At 61.4% G+C, this 14,678-nt stretch carries 16 protein-coding genes and 1 tRNA gene; all 17 read right to left on the minus strand.

The window, feature by feature from the left end; translation table 11 throughout:
* Window positions 1-14 precede the first annotated feature (14 nt).
* The 17 genes from nuoF to pnp all read right to left on the minus strand — a co-directional run bounded on the left by nuoF (window position 15) and on the right by pnp (window position 14,604).
* Entirely contained in the window at window positions 15-1,310 is a 1,296-nt protein-coding gene (gene nuoF, locus AC3RCG_RS20295) for an NADH-quinone oxidoreductase subunit NuoF (protein ID WP_141170144.1), read from the minus strand.
* Window positions 1,307-1,786: an NADH-quinone oxidoreductase subunit NuoE gene (nuoE, locus tag AC3RCG_RS20300; protein ID WP_071076360.1), complete on the minus strand. Its 480-nt coding sequence runs from the start codon at window positions 1,784-1,786 to the stop codon at window positions 1,307-1,309. The genes nuoF and nuoE overlap by 4 nt, the downstream gene beginning before the upstream one ends.
* Window positions 1,787-1,798: 12 nt before the next feature.
* Window positions 1,799-3,052, minus strand: coding sequence for an NADH-quinone oxidoreductase subunit D (locus tag AC3RCG_RS20305; RefSeq protein WP_141170145.1), 1,254 nt, complete (start codon window positions 3,050-3,052; stop codon window positions 1,799-1,801).
* Window positions 3,052-3,645: an NADH-quinone oxidoreductase subunit C gene (locus AC3RCG_RS20310; protein WP_070224111.1), complete on the minus strand. Its 594-nt coding sequence runs from the start codon at window positions 3,643-3,645 to the stop codon at window positions 3,052-3,054. The genes AC3RCG_RS20305 and AC3RCG_RS20310 overlap by 1 nt, the downstream gene beginning before the upstream one ends.
* Before the next feature lie 17 nt (window positions 3,646-3,662).
* A complete protein-coding gene (locus AC3RCG_RS20315) occupies window positions 3,663-4,139 on the minus strand; it encodes a NuoB/complex I 20 kDa subunit family protein (RefSeq protein ID WP_010399733.1) in 477 nt (158 codons plus the stop codon).
* Window positions 4,140-4,142: 3 nt separating this feature from the next.
* Window positions 4,143-4,502, minus strand: a complete 360-nt coding sequence (locus AC3RCG_RS20320) for an NADH-quinone oxidoreductase subunit A (RefSeq protein ID WP_010399734.1) — start codon at window positions 4,500-4,502, stop codon at window positions 4,143-4,145.
* 177 nt (window positions 4,503-4,679) lie between these two features.
* Window positions 4,680-4,764, minus strand: a tRNA-Leu gene (locus AC3RCG_RS20325).
* A gap of 191 nt (window positions 4,765-4,955) precedes the next feature.
* Complete coding sequence (secG, locus tag AC3RCG_RS20330) at window positions 4,956-5,360, minus strand: preprotein translocase subunit SecG (RefSeq protein ID WP_492403219.1); 405 nt, start codon at window positions 5,358-5,360, stop codon at window positions 4,956-4,958.
* Between the two features lie 28 nt (window positions 5,361-5,388).
* Window positions 5,389-6,138, minus strand: coding sequence for a triose-phosphate isomerase (gene tpiA, locus AC3RCG_RS20335; protein ID WP_230505129.1), 750 nt, complete (start codon window positions 6,136-6,138; stop codon window positions 5,389-5,391).
* A gap of 73 nt (window positions 6,139-6,211) precedes the next feature.
* Window positions 6,212-7,192, minus strand: a complete 981-nt coding sequence (locus AC3RCG_RS20340; RefSeq protein WP_492403222.1) for an NAD(P)H-quinone oxidoreductase — start codon at window positions 7,190-7,192, stop codon at window positions 6,212-6,214.
* A gap of 73 nt (window positions 7,193-7,265) precedes the next feature.
* Window positions 7,266-7,874: a tetratricopeptide repeat protein gene (locus AC3RCG_RS20345; RefSeq protein WP_070224114.1), complete on the minus strand. Its 609-nt coding sequence runs from the start codon at window positions 7,872-7,874 to the stop codon at window positions 7,266-7,268.
* Window positions 7,875-7,936: 62 nt separating this feature from the next.
* A complete protein-coding gene (locus AC3RCG_RS20350; RefSeq protein ID WP_492403224.1) occupies window positions 7,937-8,698 on the minus strand; it encodes a GIN domain-containing protein in 762 nt (253 codons plus the stop codon).
* Window positions 8,699-8,808: 110 nt separating this feature from the next.
* Complete coding sequence (locus AC3RCG_RS20355; RefSeq protein WP_099410964.1) at window positions 8,809-9,018, minus strand: hypothetical protein; 210 nt, start codon at window positions 9,016-9,018, stop codon at window positions 8,809-8,811.
* A gap of 154 nt (window positions 9,019-9,172) precedes the next feature.
* Window positions 9,173-11,125, minus strand: coding sequence for a methyl-accepting chemotaxis protein (locus AC3RCG_RS20360; protein WP_492403226.1), 1,953 nt, complete (start codon window positions 11,123-11,125; stop codon window positions 9,173-9,175).
* Between the two features lie 143 nt (window positions 11,126-11,268).
* Entirely contained in the window at window positions 11,269-11,565 is a 297-nt protein-coding gene (locus AC3RCG_RS20365) for a hypothetical protein (protein ID WP_070311338.1), read from the minus strand.
* 9 nt (window positions 11,566-11,574) lie between these two features.
* The gene (locus tag AC3RCG_RS20370) at window positions 11,575-12,270 is read right to left on the minus strand and encodes a hypothetical protein (protein WP_492403228.1); all 696 of its coding nucleotides are present in this window, start codon (window positions 12,268-12,270) and stop codon (window positions 11,575-11,577) included.
* Between the two features lie 216 nt (window positions 12,271-12,486).
* Window positions 12,487-14,604: a polyribonucleotide nucleotidyltransferase gene (pnp, locus tag AC3RCG_RS20375; RefSeq protein ID WP_070224120.1), complete on the minus strand. Its 2,118-nt coding sequence runs from the start codon at window positions 14,602-14,604 to the stop codon at window positions 12,487-12,489.
* Window positions 14,605-14,678: the final 74 nt, after the last annotated feature.

The following is a 14,678-nucleotide window of genomic DNA, read 5'->3' on the forward strand; positions in this document are numbered from 1 at the left end:
TTACCTGACGCAGCTTAGATATATGCGGGCACTAAGCAATGCTTGTGCTCGATATGATATTCAAATTCTTCACGGAAATTCTTAATGAAGGCCCGTACCGGCATGGCAGCCGCATCGCCCAGCGCGCAAATGGTGCGGCCTTGGATGTTGTCGGCGATCGAGTTGAGCATGTCCAGGTCGTCTGGACGACCCTGCCCCTGCTCGATGCGGTGCACCATGCGGTACATCCAGCCTGTGCCTTCACGGCAAGGCGTACACTGGCCGCACGATTCTTCAAAGTAGAAGTAGGACAGGCGCTCCAGCGCCTTCACCATGCAGCGTGTTTCGTCCATCACGATGACGGCGCCCGAACCCAACATCGAACCGGCTTTCGCGATCGAGTCGTAGTCCAGGTCGGTCTGCATCATGATGTCGCCGCGGATCACCGGCGCGGACGAGCCGCCAGGGATCACGGCCTTGATCTTTTTGCCACCGCGCATGCCGCCTGCCAGTTCCAGCAGTTTGGCGAACGGGGTGCCGAGCGGCACCTCGTAGTTGCCCGGTTTTTCCACGTCGCCCGAGATCGAGAAGATCTTCGAACCGCCATTGTTCGGCTTGCCCATCGCCAGGTATTTCTCTGGACCGATGTTCAGCACGAAGGGCACGGCCGCGAAGGTTTCCGTGTTGTTGATCGTCGTCGGCTTGCCGTACAGGCCGAACGAGGCGGGGAAAGGCGGCTTGAAGCGCGGCTGGCCTTTCTTGCCTTCCAGCGATTCGAGCAGGGCCGTTTCTTCGCCGCAGATGTAGGCGCCATAACCATGGTGCGCATGCAACTGGAACGAGAACTCGCTGCCCATGATCTTGTCGCCGAGGAAACCGGCGGCGCGCGCCTCTTCCAGCGCTTCTTCGAAACGGGCGTACTCGGCCCAGATTTCGCCATGGATATAGTTATAGCCGACGGTGATGCCCATCGCATAAGCGCCAATGGCCATGCCTTCGATCAGGGCATGGGGATTGTAACGAATGATGTCGCGGTCCTTGAAAGTGCCCGGTTCGCCTTCATCTGTATTGCAGACGAGGTATTTTTGACCCGGGAACTGGCGCGGCATGAAGCTCCACTTCAAGCCGGTAGGGAAACCCGCGCCGCCACGGCCGCGCAAGGACGAAGCCTTGAGGTCGGCGATGATCTGTTCCGGCGTGATTTTCTCTTCCAGGATACGCCGCAGCGCGCTGTAGCCGCCGCGGTTCACATAATCTTGCAAATGCCAGTTCTTGCCATCCAGATCCTTCAGGATCAATGGATCGATATGGCGGTTGTGGAGTGACGTCATTTCTTGAGTTCCTCCAGCATGGCGTCGATTTTCTCGTTCGACATCCAGCTGCACATGGTTTTATTACTGACCAGCAAGACCGGCGCATCGCCGCAAGCACCCATGCACTCGCCTTCAACCAGCGTGAACTGGCCGTCTGCGGTGGTTTCGCGGAAATCGATACCCAGTTTCTGCTTCAGGTACTCTGCAGCGCGCACGCCGCCCGACAGCGCACATGGCAGGTTGGTGCACACGGTGATCTTGTGCTTGCCCACGGGTTTCACGTTGTACATATTGTAGAACGTGGCCACTTCCTGCACGGCAATCGCCGGCATGCCGATATAATCGGCCAGTTCCTTCATGGTGTCCGGCGCAAGCCAGCCCAGTTCATCCTGGGCATGGGCCAGCGCGGCCATGACGGCCGACTGACGCTGGTCGGCCGGGTACTTGGCCAGCTCGCGGTCAATTTTCTTATAGCATTGCTCTGATAACAACATACTTTTTGCCTCTTAGCGGTCAATACTGCCGAACACGATATCTTGCGTCCCGATGATGGTCACGGCGTCGGCAAGCATGTGCCCACGCGCCATCTCGTCGAGCGACTGCAAGTGGGCGTAGTCTGGCGCGCGCAGTTTCATGCGGTACGGCTTGTTGGCGCCATCGGACACCAGGTACACGCCGAACTCGCCCTTCGGATGTTCCACGGCGCTGTAGGCCTCGCCTGGCGGCACGTGGAAACCTTCCGTGAACAGCTTGAAGTGGTGAATCAAGGACTCCATGTTGGTCTTCATGTCGACGCGGCCCGGAGGCGCCACCTTGCGGTTGCTGGTCATGACAGGACCTTCATTGTTGCGCAGCCACTCCACGCATTGCTTGATGATGCGGTTCGACTGGCGCAACTCTTCCACGCGGACCAGGTAGCGGTCGTAGCAATCGCCGTTGGTGCCGATAGGAATGTCGAAATCCATCAGGTCATACACTTCGTACGGCTGTTTCTTGCGCAAGTCCCACTGCACGCCAGAGCCGCGCAGCATGGCGCCCGTAAAGCCCATGGCCAGCGCATCTTCCGGCGAGACCACGCCGATGCCGACGGTACGCTGTTTCCAGATACGGTTGTCGGTCAGCAAGGTTTCGTACTCGTCCACGGAATTCGGGAAGCGGCGCGCGAAGTCTTCGATAAAGTCCAGCAACGAACCCTGGCGGTTTTCATTCAGCCTGGAAATCGCCTTGGCGTTGCGGATGATCGACGCCTTGTGTTGCGGCATCGAATCCGGCAAGTCGCGGTACACGCCGCCCGGACGGTAGTAGGCCGCGTGCATGCGCGCGCCCGAGACTGCCTCGTAGGCGTCGAACAAGTCTTCGCGGTCGCGGAAGCAATACAGGAACGGGCCCATGGCGCCAACGTCCAGCGCGTGGGTGCCGAGCCACATCAGGTGATTCAGGATGCGCGTCATCTCGTCGAACATGACGCGGATGTATTGCGCGCGCAGCGGCACTTCCAGACCCAGCATCTTTTCGATGGCCATCACGTACGCATGTTCATTGCACATCATCGACACATAGTCGAGACGGTCCATGTACGGCACGGATTGCAGGTAGGTCTTCTGTTCGGCCAGCTTTTCGGTGGCGCGGTGCAGCAGGCCGATATGCGGATCGGCACGCTGGATGACTTCGCCATCCATCTCCAGCACCAGGCGCAGCACACCGTGCGCGGCCGGATGCTGCGGCCCAAAGTTCAGGGTGTAGTTCTTAATCTCAGCCATTATTTCATCCCGTAATGTTCTTCGCGGATCACGCGCGGCACGTTTTCCCGCGGCTCGATCGTCACGGGCTGGTAAATCACGCGCTTTTGTTCCGGATCGTAACGCATCTCGACATAGCCGGAGACGGGGAAATCCTTGCGGAACGGATGGCCGATGAAACCGTAGTCGGTCAGCAGGCGGCGCAAGTCGTTGTGGCCTTCGAAGAGGATGCCCAGCAGGTCGAATGCTTCGCGCTCGTACCAGTTGACGGCGCGCCAGATACCGACCACGGAAGGCAGCAGCGGCATGTCGTCGTCGGGCGCGAACACGCGCACGCGCACGCGCCAGTTGTGCTTGACCGACAGCAAGTGCGAAACGGCCGCGAAACGCAGGCCGTCCCAGCTGCCGTCGCCATAGGTCGAGTAGTCGACGCCGCACAGGTCGAGCAATTGCTCGAAATGCAGGCTCGGATCGTCGCGCAAGGTCTGCATCACGGCCAGGTAGTCCTCGGCCTTGACCTGCAAGGTGACTTCGCCCAGCGCAACCGTCGTGCTAACGCGATCGCCCAGGGCAGTGCCGAGGGCGTTTTGCAATACTTCTAAATGTGTTGTCATAATCTGAAGCGGCCCGGTTAGCGTGCGATCGTGCTGGTACGCTTGATCTTGTTCTGCAACTGCATGATGCCGTACAGCAAGGCTTCAGCGGTCGGCGGACAGCCAGGCACATACACGTCGACGGGCACGATGCGGTCGCAACCGCGCACCACGGAATAGGAGTAATGGTAGTACCCGCCGCCATTGGCGCAGGAACCCATCGAGATGACCCAGCGTGGCTCTGCCATCTGGTCGTAGACCTTGCGCAGGGCCGGCGCCATCTTGTTGCACAGGGTGCCGGCAACGATCATGACGTCGGACTGACGCGGCGACGGACGAAACACGACGCCGAAACGGTCCATATCGTAGCGGGCTGCGCCCACATGCATCATTTCGACCGCACAGCAGGCCAGACCGAACGTCATCGGGAACATAGACCCGGTGCGCGCCCAGTTGATCAGCTTGTCGGCCGAGGTGGTGATGAAACCTTCGCTTAATACGCCTTCAATAGCCATGGCTTATTCCCAGTCAAGGGCACCTTTCTTCCAAATGTACCAAAATCCGACCACGAATTCAGCGATGAACACCATCATCGTGACGAAACCGGCCCAGCCCAGGTCGCGCATTGCAACGCCCCATGGGAAAAAGAATGCCGTTTCCAGATCGAACAAAATAAACAGGATTGCGACCAGATAGTAGCGCACATCGAATTTCATGCGCGCGTCTTCGAATGCTTCAAAACCACATTCGTACGGGGAGAGTTTTGCTGCGTCAGGCTTGTTAGGGCCTAACAGGCGCCCCAGGAGCTGGGGAGCGATACCGACACCGAGGCCGATAATAATGAACAGCAGGACGGGGAAGTAATTTTCGAGGTTCACGATTGATAAGCTTATATTGAACGATCGGTTAAATGAGGACGCTGCGATCATTTGCAGCGTATCTAACGCACGACCCCAATCAAAGCTAAGACCAGGATCGAACGACACATCCTCGTAAAAAAAGCCAGCAACTTTGTACGAGCCATGGCTCGTGCGCCGTTGCTGGCTTCTGATTTCTGGTGCCGACGACGAGACTCGAACTCGTACAGCTTGCGCCACTACCCCCTCAAGATAGCGTGTCTACCAATTTCACCACGTCGGCGGTAAGGCCCGTATTCTACTCTGCTTTGCCGCTAAAGTTAATGCACAAATGCATCAAAACACAGATAAAAACGATAAATTTTTACATCTTCCAGCGCGTCACGATTTTTTCCTGCCGCACTGCTGAAACATTGAGCAATAATCTGCCCGTAATGAGAATTACTCTCGATGAGGTATCGAGTTGCGACAGAATTACTTCGGAATCGCGCCTGCCGGGGTGCTGACAACCGGTGCGGCCGCTGCCGGAGCACTGGCCGCCGGAGCTGCCGCAGGTACCGTCGTCGGGATCGCGCCCGCGCCGGTGACCGGCACTGGCTTGACGACTTTGTCCATCACGCCGCCGCCCACCGTGGTGGCGCGCTGATTGGCCATCAGCGACAGGGCCAGCGTGGCGCCGAAGAAGATCGCGGCGGCAACGCCCGTCGATTTCGACATGAAGTTCGACGAACCCGTCGCACCGAACAGGCTGCCCGAGGCGCCCGAACCGAAGGCGGCACCCATGTCGGCGCCCTTGCCGTGCTGCAGCAACACCAGCGCGATAATCGACAATGCCGAAATAACCTGTACTACCACTACCAGATTGAACATCATGTTCATTGCAATTCCATTCTTAGTTTAAATTAATTCAATCGGCGGCGTGAATAATCGCCAGGAAATCCGCCGCCTTCAATGCTGCTCCACCGATCAGACCGCCATCGATATCCGGCATCGCCATCAATTCTTTTGCGTTCTCCGGCTTCATGCTGCCGCCGTACAGGATCTGCACGCCGGCGGCCGCTACCGCATTCTTTTCTGCCAGCTGGGCGCGCAATACCTGATGCACGTCCTGCGCCATCTGCGGCGTGGCCGTCTTGCCCGTGCCGATGGCCCAGACCGGCTCGTAGGCCAGCACCAGTTTCGCCACGTCGTCGGCGGAAATGGCCGCCAGCACGGCACCCAGCTGCTGCGCCACGACCGCGTCGGTCTGGCCCGCTTCGCGCTGCGCCAGCGTCTCGCCGATGCAGACGATAGGCGTGATGCCTGCCGCCAGCGCTGCAACCGTCTTGGCCGCCACCTGCGCATCGCTCTCGCCATGGTAGGCGCGACGCTCGGAATGCCCGATCACCACATAGCCGCAGCCGAAATCCTGCAGCATGGCGGCCGAGATTTCGCCCGTGTAGGCGCCGCTGGCGTGCGCGGACACATCCTGCGCGCCCCAGCCCAGCGCCGTGCCTGCCAATTGCGCCTGGCACTGCGCCAGATACGGCGCAGGCACACAGACGGCGCTGGCGGCGCCAGAAGCAGCCAGGCCAGCAACTATTTCAGACAATAACACCGCGTTCGAGGTGCGACTGCCGTTCATTTTCCAATTTCCGACGACGAGTTTGCGACGCATAGTAGCCTAAATTCTTAATAACCCGTCATTCTAACTCCGGCACCGATGCCGGTCAAACAGGCAGTGCCCCGTTTCAGGCAACTTGCAACATGATCTTGCCCACGTGCGTGCTCGCTTCCATCAAGGCATGCGCCTCGTTGGCCTTTTCCAACGGGAAAGTTTGATAGATCACGGGCTTGATCTTGCCCGCCTCGATCAGCGGCCAGACGGTCGTGCGCAGGTGGTGCGCGATGGCCGCCTTGAAGGCGACGGAACGGGGGCGCAAGGTGGAACCTGTCACTGTCAGGCGACGGCGCAGCAAGGCGCCCAGGTCCAGTTCCGCCTTGGTGCCGCCCTGCACGGCGATCAGGCCGATGCGGCCATCATCGGCCAGGCAGTCGATTTCGCGCGGCAGGTAGTCGCCGCCCACCATGTCGAGGATGACGTCGACGCCTTTGCCATCGGTCAATTCCTTGACGACGGCAACGAAATCTTCCGTGCGGTAATTGATACCGCGTTCGGCGCCCAGCGCCTCGCAGGCGCGCGCCTTCTCGTCGCTGCCCGCCGTGGCAAACACGCGGTGGCCGAGCGCGGCCGCCAACTGAATGGCCGCCACGCCGATGCCGGACGTGCCGCCCTGCACCAATAACGTTTCGCCATCGGCCAGCGCGCAGCGGTCGAACACATTGCTCCAGACGGTAAAGAAGTTTTCCGGCAGGGACGCGCCTTCCAGCGCCGTCAAGCCTTTCGGCAAGGGCAGGCACTGGCCGGCGGGTGCGGCGCAGTATTCGGCATAGCCGCCGCCCTGCACCAGCGCGCAGACGAGGTCGCCCTTCTTGAATGCCGTGTTGGTGAAATCGCCATCGACGACTTCGCCCGCCACTTCCAGGCCCGGCAAGTCGGAGGCGCCCGCAGGCGGCGCATACTTGCCCAGGCGCTGCAGCACGTCGGGGCGGTTGATGCCGGCCGCATGCACCTTGATCAACAGTTCGCCCGCCTTATATTGCGGCGTGGGACGTTCGGCGATCTGCAAAACGTCGGCGGGACCTGGCTGGCTGATGGCAACTGCACGCATGGCGGGACTCTTTCAAGGGAAAACGGCGATTGTACGCCAAGCCGTCCACCCTTGCAGGCCGCTACATGGCCTCTCAGCCACCGCCCGTTTTCGACTGGCGCGGCAAGGGCGTGCCCGGCTTCCATTGGGCCGACAGGGCCTGCCCTTCCTCGACCTGCTCATGCGTCATCTTGCGCACCACGGCGGCGCGCTGGTCGGCCGCATTCGCGTTGCCATTCGCGGCCGCCAGGTTCCACAGCATGTAGGCGATGACATTGTCCTGCTGCACGCCGCCCATGTGATAGCGGTACATCAGGCCCAGCACCTGCTGCGCCTCGGCATGGTTCTGCTCGGCCGCCTTGCGGAACCAGCTGACGGCCTGCTTGTGGTCCTGCAGCACGGCGTTGCCCGTGTAATACATGGCGCCCACCACGTACTGGGCGTCGGCCTTGCCCTGCTCGGCCGCCTTGCGGTGCCAGAACATGGCTTGCTTGTAATCCTGCGGCAAGCCCCGCCCCATGTAATACATCAAACCCAGCAAATGCTGGGCATCGGCATTGCCGGTCTTGGCAAGGGGCAATATTTCTTTGTAAGCCAGCGCGTAATTCTTGTTGTTGTAGGCGCTGGCGCCTTCGGCGAAGCCGGCCCGCGCGGGTAGCTGTATCGTCAACAGCATGAGTAATGTAATGATCAGTTTTTTCATCGGAATGGGATGTGGTCTGACAACTTATTCTTGTCCTGCAGAAGGCCTGCGGCAGGATGCTTTTACTTCCAGCTAACTTTGCCCAGGCCCTCGACGCTGACATCGCGATTGGCCGGCTTGCCGTACACCACCACCGAACCGAGTCCGCTCAGGTTCAGCTTGGCATTCGTATGGGCATTCACCGTAGCATTACCCAGGCCACTCAATTCCAGGTTGACGGCATCGACTTCGAACTGCTGCGCGTTCAGGCTGCCCAGGCCGCCCAGGCTCGCTTTCAGCAGGCGTCCGCGTCCGCCCAGCACCACGGAACCGGCGCCCTGCAAGTCCAGCTCCGCGCGCTCATTGTTGCCGATCCACAGCTGCATGCTGCCCACGCCGCCCAGGCTGGCATTGAGCTTGCGGTAGTCGCCCACCAGCTTGATGCTGCCCGCCCCTTCCAGCGACAGGGTCAGTTCCTCGCCCTTGAAACCCGTGATGTCGGTGCTGCCGAAGCCTTCCGAGCTCAGTTCGCGCAGGTTCGGCAAGACCAGGTCGGCGCGGATCGACGAAGGGCCGAGCTTGAAGCCGCGCACTTCCGTTTCGATGTGCAGGGTGTCGCCGCTTTGCGCCGTGCTGACATCGGCGATGTAGCGCTTGTCGGCCGTGATGCTCAGCGAAGGCACGTTGCCCTGGCGGATGCGCACTTCCATTACGCCATCGAGCTTGACCCTCACCACGCGGGCGTCGACGCTGCGCATCTCCAGCAAGCGGGTCTCGGCGGCCGCGCCGCGCACCAGGCCCAGTGTCGCCAGGAACAGCAGCGCCAGTTGCAATATCTTTTTCATGTAGTGCATCCTCGGTATCTTGTTTTTTATGTCTTGCGGCGCCCGCGTCGGGCGGCCGGCATTGCATCGCGCCTTGCACTCTAGCAGCGCGGAAAATGACTGGCAATCAATTATGCGAAACGGGCTTTTTCGGCCGCGTTCAGGCGCTTGGCCTTGACGACCACCACTTGCATGGCAGCCTTGTTTGCTGGCGCAGCCACGGTGGCCGTGGAACTGGCCACTTGCAGGGCCGGGGCGGCCGGAGCGATGGCGTAGCAGCCGGCGCCGAGCACGATGGCGGCGGCAACGGCGATGATTTCCATGTTTTTAGCGACGTTCATGTTGTTCTCCTCGGGGGTCTGGCAGTGGGCTTGCGGTATGGTGTCACTATAGCCATACCGCCCCCGCCAGACACGCCGATTGCGACGAACTGCGCTTTTGGCAGGCTGGCCTGACAAAAACGCGGATGAACGCGCAGATCGCTACGCTTGCAGCTTAAAACTCTTCCCACTCGTCGGCGCCGGACTTGGCCGCCTTGACGGGCTTGACGGGCGACAGCGCACGAGCCGGCGCGCGCTGTGCAGGAACAGGAGCGGCCGGCTTCGCCTTGAGGCGCGCCACCGGTGCGGATGCCGCAGCAGGGCCAGCATCGCCCAGGCGGAACATACCGACGGCTTGCGCCAGGTCCACGGCCTGTTCCTGCAAGCTTTCCGCGGCGGCCGCCGCTTGCTCGACGAGGGCAGCGTTTTGCTGCGTCATGGTGTCCATGTGCGTGACGGCCGTATTGATCTCGCCGATGCCGGCGCTCTGTTCGCGGCTGGCCACCGTGATCTCGCTCATGATGGTCGTCAGTTGCTGCACCGAGGCCACCACCTGGTCCATGGTCTGGCCCGCTTCATTGACGAGGCGGCCGCCCGCATCGACCTTCTCCACCGAATCGCCGATCAATTCCTTGATTTCCTTCGCCGCGCCAGCGGAGCGTTGCGCCAGGTTGCGCACTTCGGACGCGACCACGGCAAAGCCCCTGCCCTGCTCGCCCGCGCGCGCCGCCTCGACGGCCGCGTTCAGGGCCAGGATATTCGTCTGGAAGGCGATGCCGTCGATCACGCCGATAATGTCGACGATCTTGCGCGAGCTTTCCTGGATGCCTGCCATGGTGCCCACCACCTGCTGCACCACGCGGCCGCCCTTGGCCGCCACTTCCGAGGCGGACACGGCCAGTTCATTGGCCGCATGCGCGTTTTCCGCATTCTGTTTCACCGTCGAGGTCAGCTCATCCATCGAACTGGCCGTTTCTTCCAGCGCGCCCGCCTGCGCTTCCGTGCGCGAGGACAGGTCGGCATTGCCGGCGGCAATATCGGCCGATTCGCTGCGCACCAGGGTGCTGATGCTGCGGATCTGCACGAGCACGGTGGCGATCTTTTCCACGAACAAATTGAAGGCCTTGGCGATCTGCGCCAGCTCGTCCGTGCCTTCCGCATCGAGGCGGCTGGTCAGGTCGCCGTCCCCCGTGGCGATCGCTTCCATGGCGTCGCGCACCAGGCCCAGGCGGCGCAAGGCGCGCGCCACCAGCACGCTCAGTACCGTGGCGGCCAGGGCCAGCACCAGCAGCGCCGTCAGGGCCGAGGCGCGCAGCATGGAACTCAAGGCTTGCGTGGCTTCCGCGCGGTCCAGCACGGTGGCCAGCAGCCAGTCGCTGCCCGGAACCTTACTTACATGCAAGATGCCGTCGCGCCCGTCCAGGCGGATGGCCGCGCCATCACCGCTCTTTTCGATATCGGCCAGCGCCTGCGCGCTCAGCCCCGGATCGAGTTCGGCCAGGGGCTTGAGGGTCAGCTTGGCGTCCGGATGGGCGATGATCTTGCCGCCGCCGTCGACAAGGAAGGCGTAGCTGGATGCCGTCGGCTTGATCGAAGCGACGTTTTGCACGACAGCATCCATCATCACATCGGCCGCCATCACGCCCGTCACGCTGCCCTTGCCGCCCAGCGGCTCGGCAAACGTCACCACCAGCTTGCCCGTGCTGGCGCCGATATACGGCGCCGTGATGATGGGGCCGCCCACTTCGGACGCCAGCTTGTACCAGGGCCGTGCCGTGGGATCGTAGTCGGCGGCGCGCTTGCGCTCCTGCGAAAAGACGGCGTGCTTGTCGGCAAAGCCGATATACGCCATGTCGAACGTGCCTGCCTGCTCGGCCGCCTTCAGCGCCGGCAAGGGATCGGCCGCCGTGGCGCCCTGCTTGAGCGAGCCCACGACGGCTTGCTTGGAACGCAGCCATTCGGCGATGGCTTGCGCATGGCTGTGCGACAACTGCAGCATCTGCGTGTCGAGCGCGGCCAGGGTACTTGCGCGCGTCGTGAAGAAATTGGCGATGGCGACGGCCAGCATGGCCAGCACGACGATGGAAACGGCGATGGCGATCAGCCGCGCCTTAAGGGAGGACAACATGGTGCATCCAATAAAAAAGAGAAAATCGGGAGGGATGCGCCATGGTCAGGGAATAAGATTTTGTCGTCAAGCAATACCGACTCTCAATTACCCATAAACAACAATTGATACCTTATATTAAGCGCGCGATAATAAAATATTAACTATATCTCGCCGCGCAGCTTGCGCAGGGCCGGCGATTCGCCGCCCGTTGCTTCGATGCGGAAGCGGGCAAATGCCTGCTCCAGCGCGGGATACCGGCGCAAGCCGCCCTCCGTAAAATAGCGCCCGCCCGGGATATCGCCCCACGGCAGCGGTGCGCTCAAGGCACCGCTGCCCGCCAGGGCCAGCAGCGGCTCGAGCGCGCTGCGCAGGTCGGCCACCTCGCCGTCGGCGCTCGCCAGGCGCGCCAGCAACTGCTCCAGTTCGGCGGCATGGGCTTGCAAACGCTGCTGATCCATCTTCTCTCCTCAATTCTTGATCGTGCCGATCAGCACGGGGGCCGACCACAAGCTGCGGTTGGGGAGCAAATACTGCTGCGCCCCGCCCTTGCGCCGCACCAGCCCGCCCAACTCTTCCGTCGGCGCGACCTGGCTGACGAACACGTTGACGGTGCCCTTGGGCATGATCTGATACACATCATACAGCGGCGCCTCGCTCTTCAAGGGCAAGCCGAAGCAGTCGGCCAGGGTGGCGCAGCGGCCCGATGCCAGCTGCAACTGCGCGCTGGTGGTGAAATATGGCGAATACGGCGACACATTCTGGCCATGCGGCACGATTTTTACCAGCGCGGCAGCCATGGGCTGCAGGTCCGGCAAGGTGCTGCCGGACGCGAGCTGCTCGACGGCCCGCGCATAGAGGGTGTCGGCCGAGGCGGCAGGATCGGCGGCGCGCAGTTCGCGCAAAAATTGCTGCCCTGGTCCGCTATCGAGATAGGAGTCGATAGCGTCCCGCGGCAAGCCCGCCGTCCTGAAGGTGCTGAGGTCATTGATTTCGCGCGCATGCACGGCGCGCAAGGCGTCGAGGTCTTGCGCCGGCATGGCCCCAGACGCGGCGGCGATGGGGATGGGCAGCGGCACCGGCGTGGGTGCGTTGTCCAGCTGCGCCCAGGCGCCGGGCGAAACGGCAAGCAGAAAGGCGGTGGCCAGCCCGCAGAATGTGCGCATGCTGCATCTCCTTGGAAGACTCGTTCGAGGGAAAATCCCACTTCGAATCTACAAGGCGCGGCAGCGGCCGATACGCGCTGGATCAAGGCCCGTGCACGCGTCGGCATACATCTTCGATACAGCGCAAACGCCGCGCATAAAAAAACCGCCAGGGCTTGCGCGCTGGCGGTTGTTGAGCATGCGGCCGAGGCCGCATTCAGGCGAACCCGAAGGAAATTAAGCGGCTGGCGCTTCGTTGCCTTCAGCAGCTTTCATCGACAGCTTCAAGCGGCCGCGGTCGTCCGTTTCCAGCACTTTGACGCGGACCAGCTGGCCTTCTTTCAGGTAGTCGGCCACGGCGTTGACGCGCTCGTTGGCGATCTGGCTGATGTGCAGCAAGCCGTCCTTGCCTGGCATGACTTGCACGATGGCGCCGAAGTCCAGCAGTTTCAGCACGGTGCCTTCGTAGGTCTTGCCCACTTCGACGGAGGCCGTCAGTTCTTCGATGCGGCGCTTGGCTTCCTGGCCGGCGGCAGCGTCAACGGAAGCGATGGTGACCACGCCTTCGTCGCTGATGTCGATCTGGGTGCCCGTCTCTTCGGTCAGCGCGCGGATCACGGCGCCGCCCTTGCCGATCACGTCACGGATTTTTTCCGGGTTGATCTTGATGGTGATCAGACGCGGTGCGAAATCGGACAGTTCGGTTTTGACGTGCGGCATGGCTTTTTGCATTTCGCCCAGGATGTGCTCGCGGCCTTCCTTGGCTTGCGCCAGCGCCACTTGCATGATTTCCTTGGTGATGCCCATGATCTTGATGTCCATCTGCAGCGCCGTGATACCGTTGCGGGTACCGGCTACCTTGAAGTCCATGTCGCCCAGGTGATCTTCGTCGCCCAGGATGTCGGACAGCACGGCAAACTTGCCGCCTTCCTTGATCAGGCCCATGGCGATACCAGCCACGTGTTCTTTCATCGGCACGCCGGCGTCCATCAGTGCCAGGCAGCCGCCGCACACCGATGCCATCGACGAGGAACCGTTCGATTCCGTGATTTCCGATACCAGGCGCACCGAGTAGCTGAACTCCTCGGCTGCTGGCAGGGCAGCGATCAGCGCGCGCTTGGCCAGGCGGCCGTGGCCGATTTCGCGGCGTTTTGGCGTACCGACACGGCCCGTTTCGCCGGTGGCGAACGGAGGCATGTTGTAATGCAGCATGAACGAATCGGTGAACTCGCCCATCAGCGCATCGATCTTCTGGCTGTCGCGGGCGGTGCCCAAGGTAGCGACGACCAGCGCCTGCGTTTCGCCGCGCGTAAACAGGGCCGAGCCGTGGGTGCGTGGCAGCACGCTGGTGCGGATCGAGATCGGACGCACGGTGCGCGTGTCGCGGCCGTCGATGCGTGGCTCGCCGTCCAGGATCTGCGTACGCACGATCTTGGCTTCGATGTCGAACAGGATGTTGTTCACTTCAGCGCTGTCGATCGACGCGCCGCCGTTGGCAGCCGCTTCGGCCGACAGGTCGGCGATCACTTCCGACGTTGCCGCCTTCAGCTTGGCCGTACGCTCTTGCTTGTCCTTGGTTTGATACGCATCATTGATCTTGGCGTTGGCGAAATGCGCGACGCGGGCGATCAATGCTTCGTTTTTCGGCGCAGGCGCCCATTCCACTTCCGGCTTGCCGCCGTCACGCACCAGGTCGTGAATCGCGTCGATGACGACTTTCATCTGGTCGTGGCCGAAGACCACGGCGCCCAGCATGATTTCTTCGGACAGCTGTTTCGCTTCCGATTCGACCATCAGCACGGCCGTTTCGGTACCGGCGACAACCAGGTCCATTTCCGACGTTTTCAGTTGCTGGACGGTCGGGTTCAGGATGTACTGGCCGTTGGCGTAACCGACGCGCGCGGCGCCGATAGGACCGTTGAAAGGCACGCCCGACACGCACAGGGCAGCGGAGGCACCGATCATGGCGGCGATGTCCGGATCGATTTCAGGGTTGACCGACAACACGTGAATGATGACTTGCACTTCATTCAGGTAGCCTTCCGGGAACAGCGGACGGATAGGACGGTCGATCAGACGCGATGTCAGTGTTTCTTTTTCGGAAGGACGGCCTTCGCGCTTGAAAAAACCACCCGGAATTTTACCGGCAGCATAGGTTTTTTCGACATAATCAACCGTCAAAGGGAAGAAATCCTGGCCTGGCTTGGCATCTTTGCGTGCCACCACCGTTGCCAGAACGACGGTATCTTCGATCGACACCAGCACTGCGCCGGATGCCTGACGTGCGATTTCGCCGGTTTCCAGGGTCACTTGATGTTGACCGTACTGGAAGGTTTTCGTAACTTTGTTAAACATGGGGTATCCCTTTTCTAATTGCCGACAGATTTTCAGGGGCTGTCGTTCACCTCACCACAGGCGGCGTAAAAATG

This window comes from Janthinobacterium sp. GW823-FHT01H08 (genome assembly GCF_058797855.1).

Bases quoted from the DNA above. Each gene is read 5' to 3' on its own strand.
- AC3RCG_RS20370 (WP_492403228.1), bottom strand. From the start codon at position 12,270: ATGCGCACATTCTGCGGGCTGGCCACCGCCTTTCTGCTTGCCGTTTCG.
- nuoE (WP_071076360.1), bottom strand. From the start codon at position 1,786: ATGTTGTTATCAGAGCAATGCTATAAGAAAATTGACCGCGAGCTGGCC.
- AC3RCG_RS20310 (WP_070224111.1), bottom strand. From the start codon at position 3,645: ATGACAACACATTTAGAAGTATTGCAAAACGCCCTCGGCACTGCCCTG.
- AC3RCG_RS20360 (WP_492403226.1), bottom strand. From the start codon at position 11,125: ATGTTGTCCTCCCTTAAGGCGCGGCTGATCGCCATCGCCGTTTCCATC.
- AC3RCG_RS20340 (WP_492403222.1), bottom strand. From the start codon at position 7,192: ATGCGTGCAGTTGCCATCAGCCAGCCAGGTCCCGCCGACGTTTTGCAG.
- AC3RCG_RS20365 (WP_070311338.1), bottom strand. From the start codon at position 11,565: ATGGATCAGCAGCGTTTGCAAGCCCATGCCGCCGAACTGGAGCAGTTG.
- pnp (WP_070224120.1), bottom strand. From the start codon at position 14,604: ATGTTTAACAAAGTTACGAAAACCTTCCAGTACGGTCAACATCAAGTG.
- secG (WP_492403219.1), bottom strand. From the start codon at position 5,360: ATGAACATGATGTTCAATCTGGTAGTGGTAGTACAGGTTATTTCGGCA.
- AC3RCG_RS20345 (WP_070224114.1), bottom strand. From the start codon at position 7,874: ATGAAAAAACTGATCATTACATTACTCATGCTGTTGACGATACAGCTA.
- tpiA (WP_230505129.1), bottom strand. From the start codon at position 6,138: ATGCGTCGCAAACTCGTCGTCGGAAATTGGAAAATGAACGGCAGTCGC.
- nuoF (WP_141170144.1), bottom strand. From the start codon at position 1,310: ATGACGTCACTCCACAACCGCCATATCGATCCATTGATCCTGAAGGAT.
- AC3RCG_RS20305 (WP_141170145.1), bottom strand. From the start codon at position 3,052: ATGGCTGAGATTAAGAACTACACCCTGAACTTTGGGCCGCAGCATCCG.
- AC3RCG_RS20355 (WP_099410964.1), bottom strand. From the start codon at position 9,018: ATGAACGTCGCTAAAAACATGGAAATCATCGCCGTTGCCGCCGCCATC.
- AC3RCG_RS20315 (WP_010399733.1), bottom strand. From the start codon at position 4,139: ATGGCTATTGAAGGCGTATTAAGCGAAGGTTTCATCACCACCTCGGCC.
- AC3RCG_RS20350 (WP_492403224.1), bottom strand. From the start codon at position 8,698: ATGAAAAAGATATTGCAACTGGCGCTGCTGTTCCTGGCGACACTGGGC.